This window comes from Vibrio sp. Vb339 (genome assembly GCF_902751245.1).
GTDB classification, from domain to species: Bacteria; Pseudomonadota; Gammaproteobacteria; order Enterobacterales; family Vibrionaceae; genus Vibrio; species Vibrio coralliirubri.
On the sequence record NZ_CADDIS010000006.1, the window covers coordinates 23,708 to 44,749 of the forward strand.

A 21,042-nucleotide genomic window follows, 5' to 3' on the forward strand; every position below is an offset into this window, starting at 1 on the left:
GTGTGATCTTTCTTCCAAGTTAAGTGTGTAAAATGCTGTTCGGTTAATAAATATTCAAACCATACGGTAAAAAACACAAAAAGCCGACAGATGTCGGCTTTTTCATAATATTTCTTTGACTTACAAAGGTTTAACGCATGGTCACAAACTCTTCGCTGCCCGTTGGGTGAATTGCCACAACAGAGTCGAAGTCTGCTTTGGTTGCGCCCATCTTCATTGCAACGCCGAAGCCTTGAATCATTTCATCAACCGTGAAACCGATGCCGTGTAGGCCAACTACAGTCTCTTCTTCGCCAGCACATACTAGCTTCATCTTACAAGGTTGACGGTGCTTGGTTACTGCTGTGTACATCGCAGTGAAGCCAGACGTGTATACCTTGATGTTGTCTCTGCCGTATTGCTCTTCAGCTTCTTGAGTCGTTAGACCAATTGTGCCGATAGGTGGGTGGCTGAATACGACAGTAGGCACTAGCTTGTAGTCCATTTTCGCGTTGGTTTGACCGTTGAATAGACGCTCAGAAAGTTGACGACCTGCTTTAACAGCAACAGGAGTTAGCTCGATACCGCCTTCCATGATGTCGCCAACACAGTAGATACCAGGAACGTTGGTTGCTTGGAACTCGTCGACTTTGATGTAGCCACGGTCGTTAGTTGCAACGCCAGTTGATGCTAGGTTGATAGCGTCAGTTGCTGGGTGGCGACCGATAGCCCAGATTAGGTGGTCAACGTTTTGAGTGTTGCCGTTCTCTAGGTGTAGAGTCAGTGTGCCGTCAGCTTCTTTCACTACTTCTTTTGGAACAGAGTGTGTATGCAGTGTTGGGCCTTCCGCTTCCATTACTTCAACCAATGTCTCGATGATCATTGGGTCGAAGCTGCGAAGTGGTGACTCTTTACGGCAGAATAGATGTGTTTCTGTGCCAAGTGCACTTAGTACGCCTGCGATTTCTACTGCGATGTAGCCTGCGCCGATAACAGCAACACGTTTAGGTTGCTCCATTAGGTCGAAGAAGCCGTTTGAATCGATGCCGTATTCTGCGCCAGGGATGTTTGGAATGGTTGGACGACCACCAACCGCGATCAGGATGTGATCAGCTGTGTAGTGCTCACCGTTAACTTCAACAGTCTTCTCGTCAACGAACTTAGCAAAGCCTTTGATTACATTTACTTTGTTGTTACCAAGAACACGATCGTAAGATTGGTGGATACGGCCAATGTACGCTTGGCGGTTTTCTACCAATTTGCTCCAGTTGAAGCCTTTTACGTCAACGTCGAAGCCGTAATCTTCAGAGTATAGGTTGATAGCTTCAGCAACTTGAGCGCCGTGCCACATTACTTTTTTAGGAACACAACCAACGTTTACACAAGTACCACCAAGGTCTTGAGCTTCGATAAGTGCAACCTTTGCACCGTGCATTGCTGCGCGGTTTGCTGATGCGATGCCGCCTGAACCGCCGCCGATACAGATGTAATCAAAATGAGTCGCCATTACTTTCTCCATTTATTGAAGGCTGTGGGTACAGTGAGCGCACTGAACACCTACGTCCTATAGATTCTTAAATTGTCTAATTATTATATTGAGGGCAGATCGGTTGAACTCAATCTCCCTGTTTAAAATTTATTCGTGTACGTCACAATCTGCTGAATATTCGTCAGAGCATGACGTTAAGTTCGAGATTATTCGGGTACGATCCACTCTACTTTGAAGTGACCGGTCGCCGGAGCAATTGCTTCCTTCAAGAATGGAAGAATCTCTTGCATTTGGCTTTCTAACTTCCAAGGCGGGTTAATCACGATCATGCCTGATGCTGTCATGCCACGCTCGTTGGTGTCTGGTGATACGCCAAGTTCGATTTGTAGAATCTTGTTGATGCCTAAGCCTTCGAGACCTTCGATCATATCTTCGATATCACAGCGGTTTACTACCGGGTACCAAATTGCGTAGATACCAGTTGCCCAGCGCTTGTGGCTTTGAGCGATTGCTGTCACGACATCACGATACTCTTTTGCTAGCTCGTAAGGTGGATCGATCAGTACTAAACCACGACGTTCTTTTGGTGGCAGGCTGCCCTTTAAGCGCTTAAACCCATCTTCTTTGTAGATAGATACCTGACGATCACGGTGGAATTCTTGCTCAAGCAGAGGGTGATCGGCTGGGTGAAGCTCAGTCAGTACCATGCGGTCTTGGTCACGCAGGTGTGCACGTGCAACACGTGGAGAACCTGGGTAGTAACGCAGTTTCTCGCCATTATTTAGAATGGAAATAGACTCAAGGTAGCTTTGAATGTCTTCAGGAAGATTTTGCTGTTCCCAAACGCGAGCGATACCTTGTTTATATTCGCCCGTTTTTTCAGACCATTCATGCGTTAAGTCGTAACGACCTACACCAGAGTGAGTGTCATGATAAACAAAAGGCTTATCCTTCTGTTTCAAAGAATTAAGAATAAGGCTCTGTACGATATGCTTTACTACGTCGGCATGGTTACCTGCGTGGAAGCTGTGGCGATAACTTAACAAATTAAACTCTCGTAACACTCTCGAATTAGAGTGTGGTTAGTGTAGGTGGGGTTAATCAGACTATTATAACCCTCAATGGACCATAAATTCTCGAACAATTCAGGAACAGTCGCTAGCAATATGCAGTTAGTTATTGGTTCTACTATTGAAATTTGCCTTGCTGGGCACTATTTAATAACTATTCGCAGGTGATTTTTTAGGGCGAACTTTAGCCTGATGACTGTAAGACGACCTCATTACAAAAAAGACGAAAGTCTCTAAAGCCAAAGGAATGTTTATATGTCTAATCCGCTATTAACCTTCACGGACTTACCTCCGTTTTCACAGATCAAGCCAGAGCACGTAAAGCCTGCAGTTGAGCAAGTGATTGAAGCGTGTCGCAACAAGATAGAACAAGTACTTGAAGGTAATACTTCACCAAGCTGGGACAACCTGGTTGCTCCAATTGAAGAAGTGGATGATCGTTTAGGTCGTATTTGGTCACCTGTAAGCCATATGAACTCTGTCGTGAACAGTGACGAACTGCGTGAAGCGTATGAGAGCTGCTTACCTGTGCTATCTGAATACGGCACTTGGGTTGGCCAACACAAAGGCTTGTTCGAAGCGTATAAAGCGATCAAGGCGAGTGAAGCATTTTCTGCACTGAACCGAGCTCAACAAAAAACCATTACCGACGCACTGCGTGACTTCGAATTGTCGGGCATTGGCTTACCTGCAGACGAACAGCATCGTTACGGCGAGATCAGCAAGCGCCAGTCTGAGCTAGGTTCTCAATTCTCAAATAACGTGCTTGATGCAACCATGGGTTGGAGCAAGCAGATCACGGACGTAGCTGAACTGACCGGTATGCCTGAATCAGCACTGGCGGCAGCTCAAGCGGCGGCTGAGTCTAAAGAGCAACAAGGCTACCTACTGACTTTAGATATCCCATCATACCTACCTGTGATGACTTACTGTGATAACCAAGAACTGCGTAAAGAGCTTTATGAAGCATACGTAACGCGCGCTTCAGATCGCGGTCCAAACGCAGGAAAGTGGGACAATACTGAGATCATCACTGAGCAACTTAAACTGCGTCACGAGATTGCACGCATGCTTGGCTTTAGCACTTACAGCGAAAAATCTCTGTCGACTAAGATGGCAGAAACGCCAGACCAAGTACTTGGCTTCCTAAACGACCTAGCAGTAAAAGCCAAACCGCAAGGTGAGCGCGAAGTTGAAGAGCTACGCCAATTTGCTGAGAAAGAGTTTGGTGTTTCTGAATTGAATCTTTGGGACATCGCTTACTACAGCGAGAAACAAAAACAGAACCTGTTCGAGATCTCTGATGAAGAGCTTCGTCCTTACTTCCCAGAATCTAATGTGGTTTCAGGCCTGTTTGAGGTACTAAAACGTGTGTTTGGTATGTCGGTAACAGAGCGTGAAGGCGTAGACACTTGGCATGAGTCAGTTCGCTTCTTTGATATCTTTGATGCGACTGGAACATTGCGTGGTAGCTTCTACCTAGATCTATACGCACGTGAACACAAACGTGGTGGTGCTTGGATGGATGACTGTCGTGGTCGTCGTATTACTGAATCTGGCGAGCTGCAAACGCCAGTTGCTTACCTAACGTGTAACTTCAACAAGCCAGTCGGTGATAAGCCTGCATTGTTTACTCACGATGAAGTGGTGACCTTATTCCACGAATTCGGTCATGGTATCCACCACATGCTGACGCAAGTAGAAGCGGGCGCAGTTGCGGGTATCAATGGCGTGCCTTGGGATGCGGTTGAATTGCCAAGTCAGTTCCTAGAAAACTGGTGTTGGGAAGAAGAAGCGCTGTCGTTCATCTCCGGTCACTTCGAAACGGGTGAAGCGCTACCAAAAGAGATGCTAGAGAAGATGCTAGCGGCGAAGAACTTCCAATCTGCGATGTTTATCCTGCGTCAGCTAGAGCTTGGTTTGTTCGATTTCACGCTACACACAGAGTACGACCCTGAAGTGGGTGCGCGCGTACTAGAAACGCTAGCGGATGTTAAGTCTAAGGTATCGGTACTGCCAAGCCTAGATTGGAACCGTTTCTCACACAGCTTTGGTCACATCTTTGCTGGTGGCTACAGTGCCGGTTACTACAGCTACCTGTGGGCAGAAGTGCTATCGGCAGATGCGTTCTCAGCATTTGAAGAGGAAGGTATCTTCAATACTGAAACCGGTAATCGTTTCTTGAATAACATCCTTGAAATGGGTGGCAGTGAAGAGCCAATGGAGCTGTTCAAACGCTTCCGTGGTCGTGAGCCACAAATCGACGCAATGCTGCATCACGCGGGAATCAACGCATAATCACGGTAACTATCTAGTTTATTGCGAGATAATTGCGAAAAGAGCCTCTAGTTAGAGGCTCTTTTTTTGTCTGTGCTTAATGCCAAGCAAGGCGAATGAATGTTATGGATTCACATTGCGGTTGATAGGGTTCTGCAATGAAATCAGTGTCTCTGTCGACTGAACTTCATCGATCGCTTGCAGCTTATCGATCAATACAAACTGCAGCTCTTCTATCGACTTACACATCAGCTTTACAAAGATATTGTAAGCACCAGTGGTGTAGTACGCCTCAACCACTTCGTCTAAGGCATTCAGCTTAGCGATCGCCGAGTGGTAATCTTTGGCAGCATTAAGGTTGATGCCAATAAAGCAACACACGTCGTAACCCAGCTTTTTGGTGTTTACCACAACTTCTGTTCGCTCAATAATGTCTGCCGATCTCATCTTTTCGATGCGAACGTGAATCGTCGCAGGGCTGACATCGAACTGCTTTGCCATTTCAGCATAAGGAGTACGTGCATCTTCCATCAAGGTTTTGAGAATGGCACGGTCTAGATCATCTAGACGAGCTGTGGTTGTGGACATGCATAATCCTTAGGTTGAATGAAAAACATACCGGCTTGAGTACACATCATAGCCAAGGGTGATAATATTAGCAGTAACTATAGGGTTAGGGTGAATTCAGTGCGATTTTCGTTATTTTTTATTGTGATGTGTTGGAGTGTTTTTGCTTCAGCTCAGGCAAAAGATGTGTTGGTTATTCACTCTTATCATCAAGGCTTTTTCTGGACAGATGATTTCCATAAAGGATTATCTGATGAGCTCGATCGTGACGGGCTGTCGTATCGTGTCGTTTACCTTGATAGCAAACGTACTCAAAATCCTGAATACCTTGAGCGTGTCTACCAGCTTTATCACACCAAGTTAATGCATGAAGAATTCGCTGCAGTTGTGGTGAGTGATAATAACGCGCTCAATCTAATGAAGCGTCTCGCGCCCGATCTCAAAGATACGCCCGTCATCTTTGGCGGTATCAACAATTTCTCTCCTCAAATGATTGAAGGCTTAAATGCGACCGGTATTACCGAAGACATAGATTTGGTTGGCAACATCGAGCTGATCAAGCGCCTTCAAGCGACCGTAAAGAAGATCTACATTGTTACCGATCATTCAGTTACAGGTGAGGCCATTCGTTCTCAAATCGATCTGTTCATCAAAACCCATCCGGATTTTTCTGACCTCGTTGAGCACTATGTGCCTGATTCCTACCAAGAGTTAATGGCCTTTTCTCAACGTGCTGACCTAGGCAAGAGCTTGCTGTTTTGGGCGTACTACCGCGATGCGCAAGGTAGAGTGAGTAGCGATGAAGATTGGCGACAGCTGAACATCAAGACCCAAATGCCACTGTACATGGTGCACGATCTCGGGCTAGGTTTTGGTGCGATTGGTGGTGTAATTCAAAGTGGTGAAACGCAAGGTCGAGATACAGGACGCGTATTGTTGAGCGTACTGAACAATCCTAAGGCTCCATTGCCATTGGTGGTTGCTGGCGCGCCAGAAATCAAACTCGATTACCAACAGATCTCACGTTGGGATCTGGGCGCAGAGAATGAAGCCTCGGTGACCTTCCTCAATAAGCCGAAGTCATTTTTAGTACGTTACCGCGATGAAATTCGCACCATAGGTTTGCTGTTTTTGGTGATGTCGTGTGTCATCGCGACCTTGGTGTACTACCTTAATCGTCTTAAAAAAAGTGAACGTGCTAGCCGACAAAGTCAGTTGTTACTGGAATCGATATTCGACCAAAGCCTGCAGTTCATGGGGATCATTGATAAGGGTGGCGTGCTGCTGTCTAGTAACAGCAAGCTGCATGAGCTGCTTTATAATCAAGGCTATAAGCTGGGAACGCCACTGCAACAACACCAACATTGGGAAAGTTCTGCGCGAGAAGTACTAGCCGACTATTTCATCACAAAAAGTGAGCACCCAGCGTTACGATTTGAAGCCGAAGTGTGGTGTCGAGATCGCGGTGCGATGGTGTTGGATATTTCATTGAAGCCGATGCCGGGCAGTGAAGAAGAAGACATTCAGTTTCTCTTTGAGGCGCGCGACGTGACCTCGCGTAAGCTTGCTGAGAATAAGCTGTTCCAACGTGAAGCAAACTTGAAGCTGTATTACGACAAACAGCCGGTGATGATGATTACGCTCGATGGCAATAATCGCATTCAACAAGTGAACCAGTTTGCCGAAGAGCTTTTAGGTTACCCACTCAATCAGTTGTTGGGTCATCGCCCTAGAGAGTTCTATGTTGATGAAAACGCGATGATTCCTCGCCACATCTTGCTGCAGCCACAGCATAAGATTCGTGGTGTGTGGCGTCGTGATATCGAATATCGTCATGCCGACGGCAGCAAGATCTGGATTCGTGAAAATATCCGCCCGCTGGTCGAGTCTGATCAGCTGTTGATTGTGGGTGAAGATATCACCGAGACGCACGAGCTCTCTGAAAAGCTAGAGTATCAGGCTCGCTATGACCTGCTGACTGACACCTTTAACCGCAACCACTTTGAGCAAGAGCTGCAAAAAGCGCTGAAAGAGGTTGAGAGTCATATGCGAACTCACGCGATGTTGTTCTTAGACTTGGATCAGTTGAAGGTCTTGAACGACACCGCAGGACATGAAGCGGGTGATGCTGCGATCTTGTTTAGCGCCAAACTTCTAGAAGACGTACTGCCTTACAATGCGGTGTTAGCACGAATGGGTGGTGATGAGTTTGCAGTATTAATGAAAGACTGTACTGAGCGAGACGCGGTGAATGTGTGTCGCAGTATTATCTCGATGATGAGTGAGAATCCATTCTTGTGGGATGATATTCGACTCAACCTGACGTGTTCTATCGGTATTCGATTGATTGACCATACTGCGGCTTCACCGCAGATGGTGCACGCTCAGGCGGATGCAGCTTGTCATGCCGCTAAAGAAGAAGGTCGCAATCGCTATCATCTTTACCATCAAGATGATGAAGACCTGCGTCGTCGTCATCTAGAGATGGAGTGCGTCAACCTCGTGCATGAGGCCTTGTCTAATGATCGCTTAGAGCTGTTTGCTCAGCGAATTCTTGGCCTAGATGAAGACAGCGATAAAATGCACTTTGAAATCTTGGTGCGCATCAAGAACATCCAAGGGGAATACATCTCCCCGGGGATCTTCATGCCAGCCTCAGAGCGTTATAACATCGCGCATTTGATTGATCGCCAAGTCGTCAGTCAAACCTTGAGTTGGTTGGAACAACGCCCTGAGGTTATTGAGGAACTCGGGATGTGTTCAATCAACCTTTCCGGTCACTCGATGGGTAACCGTGAGTTTGTCGAGTTCTTGATAGATAGCCTGAGCGATTCATCGATACCGTGTCATAAGATTTGTTTAGAGATCACCGAAACGGCCGCCATGAGTAACATGAAGCAGGCGATCAAGTTCTTCACTCGCATTAAAGAGCTTGGCTGCATGATTGCATTGGATGATTTTGGTTCAGGGCTATCGTCATTTGGCTATCTGAAAAAATTGCCCGTCGATATTGTGAAGATCGACGGCCTGTTTGTGCGTGATATTGATGTGAATGAGATGGACCATGTGATGGTTCGCTCGATCAATGATCTCGCTAAGCAGATGGGCAAGCACACCGTGGCTGAGTTCGTTGAAAATACCCAGATCATCGATAAGCTGATTGAGCTGGGTGTGAACTACGCGCAGGGCTACATCATAGGCCGACCTAAGCCACTCGCAGAGCTCGTTGAAGAGTTAAGACAAGAACGAGAGACAGAGTCATTGGTTTAGGTAAGCCGACTTTAGCTGGGAATACTTTTCACCGCTAATATGTATTGTTGAGGCAATCAGGTAAACTGGTTGCCTCTTTTGTTTTGAATACTACAGTCTGTTGGAGACGACCTTGCAACTACAACTGATTTGCGAAGATGCTACCCAAATCGATCATTTGAATGACTTAGCGACCCGCTGGAACTTATCTCATGATGAAAGCAGCGATTTTGCTTTGGTACTGACCAGTGAGCGACTTGAGCTACGTAAAGTCGATGAGCCTAAGCTTGGCGCTATCTTTGTTGATTTAGTGGGAGGCGCAGTCGGTCACCGACGTAAGTTTGGTGGCGGTAAAGGTCAGGCAATTGCCAAAGCAGCTGGTTTAAACAAAGGCGCAACGCCAACTATCCTCGATGGCACTGCAGGTTTAGGGCGTGATGCGTTTGTGTTGGCTTCTCTAGGTTGTAAGGTGCAAATGGTCGAACGTCACCCAGTTGTGGCCGCACTGCTTGATGATGGCTTACAACGAGCGCAACAAGACCCAGACATCGGTGGTTGGGTAAGTGAGCGTATGAAGTTGATTCACGCATCCAGTCACGATGCTTTAGACAAGCTCAGTAACGATCCTGACTTCGAACAGCCAGACGTGGTGTACCTCGACCCAATGTACCCACACCCAGAGAACAAAAAGAAGTCGGCTTTGGTTAAAAAAGAGATGCGCGTATTCCAATCTTTGGTGGGTGCTGATCTGGATGCTGATGGTCTATTTGAGCCGGCGATGAAGTTGGCATCGAAGCGAGTTGTGGTTAAAAGACCAGATTACGCAGCTTGGTTAGACGAGCAAAAACCGAGCATGGCGATCGAAACCAAAAAGAACCGTTTTGACGTCTATGTGAAAGCATCAATGACTTAGCGGAAGCATCAATAACTTAGCAACACGCTAAGAAAATTTCCCGTCATAAATACGATAAATTGCCATTTAACACTTGCGATAGTCGCGTTACGGATGTATATCTAACTAAGAATCATTATTATTCTTAGCTGGAGTTGTAGCATGGCTAAACGCTTTTGTAAGTTAAACCGTCGAGATATCACTGAACACTTGGGCGAGATCCACAGCTTGGTGACTGAACCTAAGTTCGTGTGTCGTTCTTGCGCGCGTTCTTCGGCGGATCAAGCGAATCTATGCAAACCAACCGCAATTCCACCTCTTGGTTGTCAAAACAAACCCGTTGAAGAGAAAGTCGCATGCGGCCTGCTAGCGGAAACATTACCTGCACCAGAGCTATCGCTTGCGGAAATCAACGAGGCAATTGAACCGAGCGTACAAATGTTCGATCCTGCCGCCGCTGATATTGCCCCTGAGCTTGCCAAAAAAGAAGCCGCACAGAAAAAAGCCAAGCTGAAAAAACTGATGGCGAAGGCGAGCGGTGATGAGAAAGCTGAACTCAAACAAGCGAAGAAAGCAGCTAAGAAACAAGAGAAGTACAACAAAAAGCTCGCGAAGATGATTAAGAAGCAGCAAAAGCTGTTTAAGAAAAGCCAGAAACTGGAAAGTGATCTTGAACGCATCAACCTACAACTTGATGATGTTGCCTTCACTGAAACCAAGACTCAGGTAGTGAGCCACAATCACATCCACTGAAGTTGATTTGAATGGTTTATTGCTACAGCGATGATTTAAAAAGAGCGACCTAAGGTCGCTCTTTTGCTTTTTGGGGTTATCCGAGCTGACTCATGCAGCTCGTTCAAATCAGCTAAGCGTTGCTTGCGGATCTTGCTACGCGCTTCTTCACCCAGGTCTCATTGACGAATAAAGAGAACAAGATAACGGCGCCACCAATAGACAAGCGAACCAAATCGACATCTCTGTTCCAAATCAGGATATTCACCACTAGACCAGCAGGAACCAAGGCATTGTTCATCACTGCCAGCGCGCCAGCATTCACCATGCACGCGCCTTTATTCCACATAAAGTAACCCAGCCCCGACGCAATCAAGCCAAGGTAGATCAGGATTCCCCATTGAAGTGTGGTGGTGGGTAATTTCTCAGGGTTACCTAGTAGCATGAAAGCAACCGAAGCGACACATAGCGCCCCTAAGTAGAAGTAACCAAATACGGTTCGCTGAGGTAACTCGGTCGATTCCTTCTCCATCACCACCTTGTAGCCCACCTGACCGATAGCAAAGCACAGGTTCGCGCCTTGCACGACGAGGAAGCCAACTAAAAAGTTTTCGTTGATGCCTGCGAATTTAATGAATACCGCGCCCAATACCGCAATTGCCGCCGTCACTAAGTACCACGGAGAGAATTGCCCTTTGAGAAAGTCATAAATCAGCGTGACGTAAATTGGCGTGAAAACGGTAAACAAAAGGACTTCAGGAACGGATAGCAGTAAGAAAGATTGATAGTAGAAGCAGTACATCAGGCCAAGCTGGATACCACCAATTGCCATCAATTTAGCGATCAGCTTACGCGATACGCCGCGAAACTTTAGGAAAGGAAGAAATACGACGCCAGCAAGGGCAACACGCATTAAAACAGAGAACCAAGAATCAACCTGACCCGCAAGGTAAACGCCGATCAGGCTAAAGGAGAAGGCCCATAGTAGGGTAACACCAGCTAAATAGCTCATAGTAAAACTTCGTTAATAAGATATGAGCTGTATGTTACCTAACCTTAAATCATTAGTCTTCTGAATCTCTTAGAGGCACGACCAGCATATCAACCGGAGAGGCGTTGATCAGTTGGCGTGTTGAAGAGAGCAGCTTGCTCCAAAAGTCTTGATGGTGACCGCAAACCACGAGGTCAACATTGAACTCGTTGATGGTGTCACACAGCTCATGACTCAAATCACCACTGCCTACTAGGGTATGGGTGATCGGGTATTGGGCGTGCTCCGCAAAATTTTGCAGCTGAATACGAGACGCTTCCATCGCGTTGTGCTGGGTCTCGGCCATGTTGATATCAATCAGGCCAGTGTAGAGCTCCGCGTAGTTAATATCGATATGGATAAAAGAGACTTTGGCTTCCAATGGCTTTGCCAATGCTACCGCTTTATCCACAATTAATTTGCTGTCTTCTGATAAATCGACTGCGACCAAAATATGTTTGTAACTCATATCGCTACCTCCTTTATTCATTGTCTGTTTAAAGATTAGCACTATGCGATGGCTTTTTTTGCTGAAGTGATCTCATATCCACTGTCTTGCGTAATGACAGCTCGAAATATTGGTTAACTAATGGCCTGCGAGATATTCATTAAATAGTGATATAGTAGAGAAAATTGAGGATGTAATTAGGAGTCTTAAATGCTGTCAAAAACTATGGTTGAGCAACTGAATGATCAAATTAACCTAGAATTTTTCTCATCCAATCTATACTTACAAATGAGTGCTTGGTGTGAAGACAAAGGATTTGAAGGTGCAGCAGAGTTTCTGCGTGTTCATGCAGTAGAAGAAATGGAACATATGCAGCGTCTTTTCACTTACGTAAGCGAAACAGGTGCAATGCCAATTCTGGGTGCAATTGAAGCACCAAAACACGAATTCGAAAGCCTTGGCGCAGTGTTCCGTGAAACTTATGAACATGAGCAGATGATTACTGAAAAGATCAACAAACTGGCTCACGTTGCTTTCAGCACACAAGACTACTCAACCTTTAACTTCCTGCAATGGTACGTTGCAGAGCAACATGAAGAAGAGAAGTTGTTTAAAGGTGTATTGGATAAGCTAGAACTTGTTGGTGAAGACGGTAAAGCACTGTTCTTTATTGATAAAGACCTAGCGCAATTGGCAAAAGATGGTTCATCTTCAATTATGGAAGCTCCTGCCGTTTAGGTAGTACGAGAAAGACACTGATTATCTTTTTCTTTTGAGTTTTCTTATGAAGATGTAGGGAGGAAAGGATGATCAGCGGCGACACTATTCTATTTGCACTAATGGTTGTGACTTGCGTGAACTGGGCGCGTTATTTTACTGCGCTAAGAACGCTCATTTATATTATGCGAGAAGCGCATCCTCTACTTTATCAACAAGTAGACGGAGGTGGTTTTTTCACAACCCATGGCAATATGACCAAACAGGTTCGCCTGTTCAGTTACATCAAAAGCAAAGAGTATCACCATCATCATGACGAAGTTTTTACTTCGAAGTGCGATCGTGTAAGACAGTTATTCATACTCTCTTCCGCTCTGCTAGGTGTAACCTTGCTGTCTTCTTTCATCGTCTAAGTTTTTTAGTACGTGTGAAGTAGAGCTTAGGTTTTGGTGTGAAGCTTGGTTGTTGGTTCGCTAAGCCAAGTAGTGGTTTTGCTGCTGTCTGCAAACTGTACAATTGAACATCAATTGCAAAGTTTAAAATTGCCGCTAAAATAGCGAACAATTAGTAAGGATGTGCTGTTTATGCACATCCTTTTTTATTGATGGCATTTCGAGAACAGGGTGTACTCGGGCTGCAAAAGTGAAGAAAAGCAGAACCACATGAGTGAAAAATTTGATGTAATCGTAATTGGTGCGGGCGCCGCAGGCTTAATGTGTGCTGCGGAAGCTGGTAAACGCGGCCGACGAGTGCTGGTGGTTGATCATGCAAAGAAACCAGGCAGAAAAATTTTAATCTCAGGTGGCGGTCGTTGTAACTTCACTAACTATGATGTTTCAGCCAACAACTTCCTGTGTAACAACCCTCACTTCGTGAAGTCAGCTTTATCTCAATACACCAACTGGGATTTTATCTCGATGGTGAGCAAGTACGGTATTGAGTTCGAAGAGCGAGACCACGGCCAATTGTTCTGTGTGAATGACCATACCGCAAAAGACATCGTGAGTATGCTGCTTGACGAGTGCAAGCAGGCGAAAGTCGAACAACGCTACCGTTGTGATGTTCACTCTATCGAAAAGACTGATTCTGGCTTCAAGATGCACCTCAACACTGACGAAGTTGAGTGTGACTCATTGGTTGTCGCGACAGGTGGTTTGTCGATGCCTAAGCTGGGCGCAACGCCATTTGGCTATAAGATTGCCGAGCAATTTGGCTTGTCTGTGATGCCAACTACCGCAGGCTTAGTGCCATTCACTCTGCATAAAGAAGATAAAGAAGCTTTCTCAGAGCTTTCTGGTATCGCAATTCCTGCCGAGATCACCGCGCAAGACGGAACCTTGTTCAAAGAAGCGTTGCTGTTTACTCACCGCGGCCTATCGGGTCCTTCAGTGCTGCAAATTTCTTCGTTCTGGAAAGCGGGTCAGTCGGTTTCGATTAATCTAGTACCAGAAGTCGATGTAGCTGAGCTGCTGGCTAACTCTCGCGAGAAACACCCAAATCAGAGCCTGAAAAACACCTTGGCGAAAGCACTGCCGAAGCGTTTTGTGGAAGTGTTGATTGACCGCAAAGAGCTGGAAGACAAGCCGCTCAAGCAGTTCAATGAAAAACAGCTGAATGACATCGTAGAGCATCTAGAAAACTGGAAAATCGCGCCAAACGGCACCGAAGGTTACCGTACTGCCGAAGTAACTCTAGGCGGTGTAGACACCAATCACCTATCTTCAAAAACCATGGAATGTAAGAGCGTTTCTGGCCTCTATTTCATCGGTGAAGTAATGGACGTAACGGGCTGGCTTGGTGGCTATAACTTCCAATGGTGTTGGAGTTCTGGCTTTGCAGCAGGTCAGTGGGTTTAAGTTTTCCCATAGATTTTAAATTATATAAAAATGGCGAGTCATACGACTCGCCATTTTTGTATCTAACATTGTGTTCTAGCTCTAGATTCGACTTTATCGATAGCTTTTCGTGCTCAATTGAATCTTTTAGCGATTATTTACACAGCTTTGTTTTTTGAAAACTTGATCTGTTGAATCACCAAACCAGCAATGATCAGTACCAAGCCAAACAGTGTCGCCGGGTGAATCTCTTCGCCAATGATGGTTGAAAGTAACATCAGTGAGATAAATGGCGAGGCAAAAATTAGGTTGCTGATACGCGCCGTATTGTTGGTTAGCTTGAGTGCTGATAGCCACAATACAAAGGTAATGCCCATCTCGAACAGGCCAACGTAAGTCACCGCCATCCAACCCTTCGCTGTGATTTGGCTAAAGCTTTCACCTTCGTAAAGGGTTAAACCGATCGCGAATGGCAATGCCACTAAGAAACCAAGCAGTACGCCAACCACTGGATCAGCCTTGTTTTTGGTGTTGAGAATCCAATATCCCGCCCAAAGTAAAGTAGAAAGCAGTGCTAGTGCCACACCGAGTGGGCTATCGAACTGCATGCCTAACACATCGCCTTTGGTCGCAATAACTACCACACCCGCATAGCTGAAGGTACAAGCAATCCAATCTTGCTTACGAATCTTTTGCCCCAGAAAAACCGCCGCCATTAAGGTTAGCGTGATAGCCCAGCTGTAGTTGATGGCTTGAGCTTGAGAAGCAGGCAGCAGGTCGTAGGCTTTGAATAGAATCAGGTAATAGGCCAATGGGTTAACCAAGCCGAGCAGTAGGTAATACCAAGGGTTTGAAAGGAACGTTGTACTCAGCTGAGAAAGCTTGCCTTGAAAAGCGCAGACTGCGATCAGCGCAATCGACGACACAATGCTAGCGATGGTCAGCATTTGAATAGGTGAAAACTCAGCAAGGGTCAGCTTAAAAGCAGTAGCGACCGTTGACCACAGCAGTACTGCGGAAAGGCCAAAGCCCAAGGCACGACGTTCGTTCATGGCAACTCATTCTAATTTGATGGGACAGAATACGGAGCGCCTAGTCTATCTGTCGAATTTTAATACGGCAAACTGGACATTTATCCAGTATCAAAATACCATTTAACGAGTTATTTCCAATTAGGCTAAATCATTATCATGCAATGGATTATCGAACATCAAGCAACGCTTATTGCTGCAATTTCTGGTGCGCTCGTCAGCGGCGGTGTCGTGGGTTGGTGGATTAAACAGAAGCTCTCTTTTCAGCAGCGATTGCTCGAGCAGCAGCTAGAGTCCGATCGTTTGTTGCATGAATCTCAGCAAGCTCAGCTCAAAGCATCACTCGCAGAGGCGCAACAAGAGCTTGATGAGTTAGATGATGACCGAGACAAAGCGGCATTCGAGCTCAAGCAGGCGCACGGTAAGGTGATGGCTGCGATGGAAAAGCTGCGCTACTTTGAGGCGGTCAAGCAAGAGCGCCAGCAGTACGCCGATGAGATCAATGTACTTAAAGATCATAAGTCTGAATTAGAAGCCGAGCTGCGCGAGCAAGAAGCAAGGCATGACCAAGAAAACCTCGCCAATAGCGAAAAGCTGCAGTTGCTAGAACAAGCGGAATCTCGACTTAAGCAGCAGTTTGAGCTATTAGCAAACCAATTGTTTGAAACCAAAACCGCTAAGGTCGATCAGCAGAATAAGCAGAGCTTAGAAGGTTTGTTGTCTCCACTAAGAGAGCAGTTGGAAGGCTTCAAGAAACAAGTGAACGATAGCTTCAGTCAAGAAGCCAAAGAGCGTCACACCTTGGTACACGAACTTAAGAACCTGCAACGTCTTAATGAGAGTATGACGCGTGAAGCGGTGAACCTGACTCAAGCGCTAAAGGGCGATAACAAACAGCAGGGTAACTGGGGCGAAGTGGTACTGGCTCGCGTGCTTGCTGAGTCAGGGCTACGAGAAGGCCACGAATACCAAACGCAAGTGAACCTGCAAAACGATGCAGGTAAGCGTTACCAGCCGGATGTAATCGTTCATCTGCCACAAGATAAGCAAGTGGTGGTCGATTCGAAAATGGCATTGGTGGCGTTTGAGCGCTATTTTAATGCCGAAACCGACCAACAACGCGATGCCGCACTGCGTGATCACTTGGTGTCACTGCGAGCGCACATTAAAGGCTTGAGCCAGAAAGATTATCATCAGCTCAAAGGCATACAGAGCTTGGATTACGTGTTGATGTTTATCCCGGTTGAGCCAGCATTCCAAGTGGCGATTCAGGCTGATCCTAGCTTGGTGAAAGATGCGATGGAGCAAAACATCATCTTGGTCAGCCCAACCACCCTGCTGGTGGCACTGCGTACCATTGATAATCTGTGGCGCAACGACAGACAGAACCAAAATGCACAAGTTATCGCGGAACGTGCGAGTAAGCTATACGACAAACTGCGCTTGTTTGTTGATGATATGGAAGGCCTGGGCAGCTCGTTAGATAGGGCTAACCAAAGCTATCAAGGTGCGATGAATAAGCTAGTAACAGGGCGGGGCAACGTGATTCGTCAGGCTGAAAGCTTCAAGCAACTTGGGGTTGAGGTGAAGAAACCTATCTCGATTGGTTTGGCCGAAATGGCGCAAAATGAGGCTTTTTCAGAAAATGCCTCCTTAGTAGAAAGACAACCCGCTGAGGATAAAGTAAACTAATCGGCCGCAGCGCCTCTAAACACGGAGTGTGCTGTCGATGAGAACTTACCATGGTAGATAACAGCATTATGGACACAAGCGTGCAGACAAATTCAGCAGTAGAGTCAGAAACCACACACTTTGGTTTCGAAACAGTCGCAAAAGACGAAAAAGTCGCGAAAGTAGCAGAGGTATTTCACTCTGTAGCCGCTAAATACGACATCATGAATGACTTAATGTCGGGTGGTGTTCACCGCTTGTGGAAGCGATTCACGATTGATTGCAGTGGCGTTCGCCCTGGTCAGCGTATCCTAGATCTTGGTGGTGGTACTGGCGACCTTACTGCGAAATTCTCACGTATCGTTGGTGAAAAAGGCCACGTGGTTCTTGCTGATATCAACAACTCAATGCTGAATGTTGGCCGTGATAAGCTGCGTGATAGCGGCATTGTTGGCAACGTACACTACGTACAAGCGAATGCTGAAGAGTTGCCATTCCCAGATAACTACTTCGATTGCATTACCATCAGCTTCTGTCTGCGTAACGTAACCGATAAAGACCAAGCGCTGCGTTCTATGTACCGTGTGCTTAAGCCGGGTGGCCGTCTGTTGGTTCTTGAGTTTTCTAAGCCAGTGCTTGAGCCACTATCAAAGGTTTACGATGCATACTCTTTCCACCTGTTGCCAAAAATGGGTGAGCTGATTGCTAACGATGCAGACAGCTATCGTTACCTTGCAGAATCTATTCGCATGCACCCAAATCAAGAGACTTTGGAAGGCATGATGCAAGAAGCGGGTTTTGAAAATACAAAATACTTCAACCTAACGGGCGGCATTGTTGCGCTGCACCGCGGTTACAAGTTCTAGTCGAACTTGGTAGCAGGCTCACTGAGCGTGCTAAACAATAAGAATAAAGACAGAACGGATAGGTTAAGGCTTATCCGTTTTCAAAGGTAAGGACAGTCATGCCATTTGATCCATTGGTAACCGCGGTTATTGAAACCTCTTTAAATACTTTCGTGAACGATGACCCAGCCTTGGTTCGTCGTTTGTCTCGTTTAAAGGGGCAGATCATTCAAGTTAATTTGAAAGAGTTGAATAAAACACTCACTTTCGTTTTCAGCCAACAAATCGATGTGTTGTCGGAATACGAAGGGCAGCCTGATTGCTACCTATCTTTGAACCTATCGGTGTTACCTGAACTGCGTGAGCAATCGAACATCACCAAGCTGATCAAGCAAGATAAGCTGATTTTAGAGGGTGATATTCAACTGGCTCAGAAGTTTGCTCAGCTGATGACTGACTGCAAGCCTGATTTGGAAGAGTGGTTATCGCGCGTAACGGGTGATGTGGTAGCGCATACCTTGGTGCAAGGCGTTAAGAATGTTGGCGGCCTTGTGGCTAAGCAAGCGACTAAGCATCAAAATCACCTCGCTCAGGTACTAACGGAAGAGTGGAAAATTGCTCCAGCGCCATTAGAAGTGGCACATTTTTGCGATCAGGTTGATGACGTAAAAAGCTCAGCAGCACGCCTTGAAGCTAAGTTGAACGCTCTGTTGGAGAAAGCATGACCCCAGCAGAACTGAAACGTCTTTATCATATTATCAAGGTACAGTTGGAGTACGGCCTTGATGAGTTGATGCCGGAACACCAACTGACTAAAGCCCCTTTGTTGGCGCGAAAGTCACTGTTTTGGCTTAAGAACAAGCATCAAGATAAAGAGTTGGGTCATCGCTTACGTCTCGCGCTGCAAGAACTTGGGCCTGTGTGGATCAAGTTCGGACAGATGATGTCGACGCGTCGCGATTTGTTCCCTCCTCATATCGCGGATCAGCTTGCTCTGCTACAAGACCAAGTGGCGCCATTTGACGGTGAACTGGCTAAGCAAGATATGGAAAAGGCGCTCGGTGGCAGTCTAGATAACTGGTTTACCGACTTTGATATCGAGCCTTTGGCTTCAGCTTCTATTGCTCAGGTGCATACTGCGAAACTCAAAGAGAGCGGTCGCGAGATTGTTCTCAAGGTAATTCGCCCTGATATTCGCCCGGTGATTGATGCAGATCTAAAACTGATGCACCGAATGGCGCGTATAGTCGCTAAGTCGCTTCCTGAAGCACGTCGTTTGAAACCGGTTGAAGTGGTTCACGAGTACGAGAAAACGTTACTCGATGAACTCGACCTACGCCGTGAGGCTGCCAATGCCATTCAACTGCGACGTAATTTTGAAGGCAGTGAAGAGCTGTATGTTCCAGAGGTTATCCCTGATCTAAGCAGCGAAACCCTAATGGTGTCAGAGCGTATTTACGGTATTCAGGTGTCGGATGTTGAGACCTTAAAAGCCAACGGCACTAACATGAAGCTGCTGGCGGAACGTGGTGTGACGGTATTCTTCACCCAAGTATTCCGAGACAGCTTTTTCCATGCAGACATGCACCCGGGCAACGTATTTGTTAACCCAGAGAATCCAGATAACCCTCAGTGGATTGGTTTGGATTGTGGCATTGTCGGCACGCTCAACAGCGAAGATAAGCGTTATTTAGCAGAGAACTTGCTGGCTTTCTTCAATCGAGATTATCGTAAAGTTGCTGAGCTGCACGTTGATTCGGGGTGGGTGCCACACGACACCAACGTCAATGATTTTGAGTTCGCGATCCGTATGGTGTGTGAGCCAATTTTTGCAAAACCACTTGGCGAGATCTCATTTGGCCATGTGTTGCTAAACTTATTTAATACAGCAAGACGTTTCAACATGGAGGTTCAACCTCAGTTGGTACTTCTACAGAAGACCTTGTTGTATGTGGAAGGCCTAGGTCGTCAGTTGTATCCGCAACTTGATTTGTGGGCAACCGCCAAGCCTTTCCTTGAAACCTGGATGATGAATCAGGTGGGGCCGCAGGCTGTGATCAACGCAGTAAAAGAGCGCGCGCCATTCTGGGCAGAAAAACTGCCAGAGCTGCCAGAGCTACTTTATGACAGCTTGCGCCAAGGTAAAGCGATGAACCACAGAATGGATCAGCTTTATCAAGGCTACCGAGATAGTAAGCGTCAGCAAGCAACTGGAAAGTTTTTGTTTGGCGTTGGAGCCACTTTAGTCGTATGCTCCGCAATATTAGTTTCAAGCCCTTATGAGCAGCTATCTATGGGCTGTGGCATCGCAGGTGTCACATTTTGGTTGCTTAGTTGGCGAGCTTACCGTCGTTAGACAGTAGACTCTCTTAATATTTTTTATGTGTAGACAGACCCGAGGACAATGACAATGGGTGGTATCAGTATTTGGCAACTTCTAATCATTGCTGTAATTGTAATTTTGCTATTCGGAACAAAGAAACTGCGCGGTATGGGTGGTGACTTAGGTTCAGCGGTTAAAGGCTTCAAAAAAGCGATGAGCGATGAAGACAAGCCTGCAGATAAGAAAGATGCAGACTTCGAACCAAAGAATATTGAACAGCAGAAGACAGAAGCTCACGCTGAAACAACTGCTGAAACAAAGAAAGACAAAGAGCAGGCGTAAATCGTGTTTGATATCGGTTTTTGGGAACTGGTATTAATATCTGTCGTTGGGTTAGTGGTTTTAGGGCCTGAGCGTTTGCCCGTGGCGATTCGCAGTATTTCCAAGTTTGTTGGACAAGCGAAAAGCATGGCAAATAGTGTGAAAGATGAACTTTCTCATGAGCTTAAGGTGCAAGAGCTGCAAGAAAACCTACGCAAGGCGGAAAAAATGGGAATGGAAGATTTATCTCCAGACCTTAAAGCGTCAGTCGATGAACTCAAGCAGGCCGCTGCTGAGGTTCAACGTCCGTATGCTAAGCCTGAGTCTGATAAGCCAAGTGAGACTAAACCTAGTGTCACGGAAACTGTGGAATCTGAAACCATTCAGGTCAACAGCGAAGCTTCAGCACCGTCAGATAAGAAAGCCGAATAGTCTCGCAAGGAGGAGTCGCCGGATACTTGAGTCGCTAGATGTTTAAATAGATAGCTATTCAAGTAAATAACTATTCAAGTGGATACCAATTCAACTGGATAGATACACGCGCGGCTCCTTTTCGATCTTCCTGT

At 46.3% G+C, this 21,042-nt stretch carries 19 protein-coding genes; 13 read left to right on the forward strand and 6 right to left on the reverse strand.

The features are described 5' to 3' along the window. Positions 1-130: 130 nt before the first annotated feature. Both gorA and HRQ85_RS20735 read right to left on the reverse strand, forming a co-directional pair. A complete protein-coding gene (gene gorA / locus HRQ85_RS20730; RefSeq protein WP_172380494.1) occupies positions 131-1,486 on the reverse strand; it encodes a glutathione-disulfide reductase in 1,356 nt (451 codons plus the stop codon). 188 nt (positions 1,487-1,674) lie between these two features. Further along, positions 1,675-2,514, reverse strand: coding sequence for a 23S rRNA (adenine(2030)-N(6))-methyltransferase RlmJ (locus tag HRQ85_RS20735; protein WP_172380495.1), 840 nt, complete (start codon positions 2,512-2,514; stop codon positions 1,675-1,677). 279 nt (positions 2,515-2,793) lie between these two features. Between HRQ85_RS20735 and prlC the strand changes: the two genes are divergently transcribed. Next, entirely contained in the window at positions 2,794-4,836 is a 2,043-nt protein-coding gene (prlC, locus tag HRQ85_RS20740; RefSeq protein ID WP_172380496.1) for an oligopeptidase A, read from the forward strand. 102 nt (positions 4,837-4,938) lie between these two features. Here prlC and asnC read toward each other — a convergent pair whose 3' ends face one another. Further along, entirely contained in the window at positions 4,939-5,403 is a 465-nt protein-coding gene (gene asnC, locus HRQ85_RS20745) for a transcriptional regulator AsnC (protein ID WP_008218581.1), read from the reverse strand. Between the two features lie 126 nt (positions 5,404-5,529). Between asnC and HRQ85_RS20750 the strand changes: the two genes are divergently transcribed. The 3 genes from HRQ85_RS20750 (at position 5,530) to HRQ85_RS20760 (ending at position 10,276) form a co-directional block, all read left to right on the forward strand. Further along, positions 5,530-8,652: an EAL domain-containing protein gene (locus HRQ85_RS20750; RefSeq protein ID WP_172380594.1), complete on the forward strand. Its 3,123-nt coding sequence runs from the start codon at positions 5,530-5,532 to the stop codon at positions 8,650-8,652. Between the two features lie 112 nt (positions 8,653-8,764). After that, entirely contained in the window at positions 8,765-9,544 is a 780-nt protein-coding gene (locus HRQ85_RS20755; protein ID WP_017060146.1) for a class I SAM-dependent methyltransferase, read from the forward strand. Between the two features lie 141 nt (positions 9,545-9,685). Continuing rightward, the gene (locus HRQ85_RS20760) at positions 9,686-10,276 is read left to right on the forward strand and encodes a hypothetical protein (RefSeq protein WP_048607554.1); all 591 of its coding nucleotides are present in this window, start codon (positions 9,686-9,688) and stop codon (positions 10,274-10,276) included. Between the two features lie 112 nt (positions 10,277-10,388). Here the strand turns inward: HRQ85_RS20760 and HRQ85_RS20765 are convergent, their stop codons facing one another. Then, positions 10,389-11,267, reverse strand: coding sequence for a carboxylate/amino acid/amine transporter (locus tag HRQ85_RS20765; protein ID WP_017060148.1), 879 nt, complete (start codon positions 11,265-11,267; stop codon positions 10,389-10,391). Positions 11,268-11,319: 52 nt separating this feature from the next. Continuing rightward, entirely contained in the window at positions 11,320-11,754 is a 435-nt protein-coding gene (gene uspA / locus HRQ85_RS20770; RefSeq protein ID WP_017060149.1) for a universal stress protein UspA, read from the reverse strand. 189 nt (positions 11,755-11,943) lie between these two features. Between uspA and ftnA the strand changes: the two genes are divergently transcribed. The 3 genes from ftnA (at position 11,944) to HRQ85_RS20785 (ending at position 14,306) form a co-directional block, all read left to right on the forward strand. Continuing rightward, a complete protein-coding gene (ftnA, locus tag HRQ85_RS20775; protein WP_017066029.1) occupies positions 11,944-12,471 on the forward strand; it encodes a non-heme ferritin in 528 nt (175 codons plus the stop codon). A gap of 68 nt (positions 12,472-12,539) precedes the next feature. Continuing rightward, positions 12,540-12,863: a universal stress protein UspB gene (gene uspB / locus HRQ85_RS20780; protein WP_009848060.1), complete on the forward strand. Its 324-nt coding sequence runs from the start codon at positions 12,540-12,542 to the stop codon at positions 12,861-12,863. A gap of 249 nt (positions 12,864-13,112) precedes the next feature. Next, positions 13,113-14,306 carry an NAD(P)/FAD-dependent oxidoreductase gene (locus tag HRQ85_RS20785; protein WP_172380497.1) on the forward strand — a complete coding sequence of 398 codons (1,194 nt, stop codon included), beginning with the start codon at positions 13,113-13,115 and terminating at the stop codon, positions 14,304-14,306. Positions 14,307-14,443: 137 nt separating this feature from the next. On the opposite strand, the gene HRQ85_RS20790 is transcribed toward HRQ85_RS20785, so the two are convergent. After that, the gene (locus HRQ85_RS20790) at positions 14,444-15,337 is read right to left on the reverse strand and encodes a DMT family transporter (protein ID WP_048612429.1); all 894 of its coding nucleotides are present in this window, start codon (positions 15,335-15,337) and stop codon (positions 14,444-14,446) included. Positions 15,338-15,475: 138 nt separating this feature from the next. Between HRQ85_RS20790 and rmuC the strand changes: the two genes are divergently transcribed. The 6 genes from rmuC (at position 15,476) to tatB (ending at position 20,908) form a co-directional block, all read left to right on the forward strand. After that, positions 15,476-17,008: a DNA recombination protein RmuC gene (gene rmuC / locus HRQ85_RS20795; protein WP_017063049.1), complete on the forward strand. Its 1,533-nt coding sequence runs from the start codon at positions 15,476-15,478 to the stop codon at positions 17,006-17,008. Between the two features lie 65 nt (positions 17,009-17,073). Beyond that, positions 17,074-17,853, forward strand: a complete 780-nt coding sequence (gene ubiE / locus HRQ85_RS20800; RefSeq protein ID WP_026012235.1) for a bifunctional demethylmenaquinone methyltransferase/2-methoxy-6-polyprenyl-1,4-benzoquinol methylase UbiE — start codon at positions 17,074-17,076, stop codon at positions 17,851-17,853. 98 nt (positions 17,854-17,951) lie between these two features. Beyond that, entirely contained in the window at positions 17,952-18,557 is a 606-nt protein-coding gene (locus tag HRQ85_RS20805; protein WP_017631979.1) for a ubiquinone biosynthesis accessory factor UbiJ, read from the forward strand. Beyond that, positions 18,554-20,188: a ubiquinone biosynthesis regulatory protein kinase UbiB gene (ubiB, locus tag HRQ85_RS20810; RefSeq protein ID WP_172380498.1), complete on the forward strand. Its 1,635-nt coding sequence runs from the start codon at positions 18,554-18,556 to the stop codon at positions 20,186-20,188. The genes HRQ85_RS20805 and ubiB overlap by 4 nt, the downstream gene beginning before the upstream one ends. Positions 20,189-20,242: 54 nt before the next feature. Continuing rightward, entirely contained in the window at positions 20,243-20,497 is a 255-nt protein-coding gene (gene tatA / locus HRQ85_RS20815; RefSeq protein WP_017060154.1) for a Sec-independent protein translocase subunit TatA, read from the forward strand. 3 nt (positions 20,498-20,500) lie between these two features. Continuing rightward, positions 20,501-20,908 (forward strand): Sec-independent protein translocase protein TatB, encoded by a 408-nt coding sequence (tatB, locus tag HRQ85_RS20820; protein WP_048612432.1) that lies wholly within the window; start codon positions 20,501-20,503, stop codon positions 20,906-20,908. Positions 20,909-21,042 lie beyond the last annotated feature (134 nt).

What these genes read in the sequence shown, in the direction of transcription:
- tatA (WP_017060154.1), top strand. Translation starts at nt 20,243, where the DNA reads ATGGGTGGTATCAGTATTTGGCAACTTCTAATCATTGCTGTAATTGTA.
- uspA (WP_017060149.1), bottom strand. Translation starts at nt 11,754, where the DNA reads ATGAGTTACAAACATATTTTGGTCGCAGTCGATTTATCAGAAGACAGC.
- HRQ85_RS20785 (WP_172380497.1), top strand. Translation starts at nt 13,113, where the DNA reads ATGAGTGAAAAATTTGATGTAATCGTAATTGGTGCGGGCGCCGCAGGC.
- asnC (WP_008218581.1), bottom strand. Translation starts at nt 5,403, where the DNA reads ATGTCCACAACCACAGCTCGTCTAGATGATCTAGACCGTGCCATTCTC.
- ubiB (WP_172380498.1), top strand. Translation starts at nt 18,554, where the DNA reads ATGACCCCAGCAGAACTGAAACGTCTTTATCATATTATCAAGGTACAG.
- HRQ85_RS20805 (WP_017631979.1), top strand. Translation starts at nt 17,952, where the DNA reads ATGCCATTTGATCCATTGGTAACCGCGGTTATTGAAACCTCTTTAAAT.
- HRQ85_RS20760 (WP_048607554.1), top strand. Translation starts at nt 9,686, where the DNA reads ATGGCTAAACGCTTTTGTAAGTTAAACCGTCGAGATATCACTGAACAC.
- prlC (WP_172380496.1), top strand. Translation starts at nt 2,794, where the DNA reads ATGTCTAATCCGCTATTAACCTTCACGGACTTACCTCCGTTTTCACAG.
- rmuC (WP_017063049.1), top strand. Translation starts at nt 15,476, where the DNA reads ATGCAATGGATTATCGAACATCAAGCAACGCTTATTGCTGCAATTTCT.
- ftnA (WP_017066029.1), top strand. Translation starts at nt 11,944, where the DNA reads ATGCTGTCAAAAACTATGGTTGAGCAACTGAATGATCAAATTAACCTA.
- HRQ85_RS20790 (WP_048612429.1), bottom strand. Translation starts at nt 15,337, where the DNA reads ATGAACGAACGTCGTGCCTTGGGCTTTGGCCTTTCCGCAGTACTGCTG.
- HRQ85_RS20765 (WP_017060148.1), bottom strand. Translation starts at nt 11,267, where the DNA reads ATGAGCTATTTAGCTGGTGTTACCCTACTATGGGCCTTCTCCTTTAGC.
- HRQ85_RS20750 (WP_172380594.1), top strand. Translation starts at nt 5,530, where the DNA reads ATGTGTTGGAGTGTTTTTGCTTCAGCTCAGGCAAAAGATGTGTTGGTT.
- gorA (WP_172380494.1), bottom strand. Translation starts at nt 1,486, where the DNA reads ATGGCGACTCATTTTGATTACATCTGTATCGGCGGCGGTTCAGGCGGC.
- uspB (WP_009848060.1), top strand. Translation starts at nt 12,540, where the DNA reads ATGATCAGCGGCGACACTATTCTATTTGCACTAATGGTTGTGACTTGC.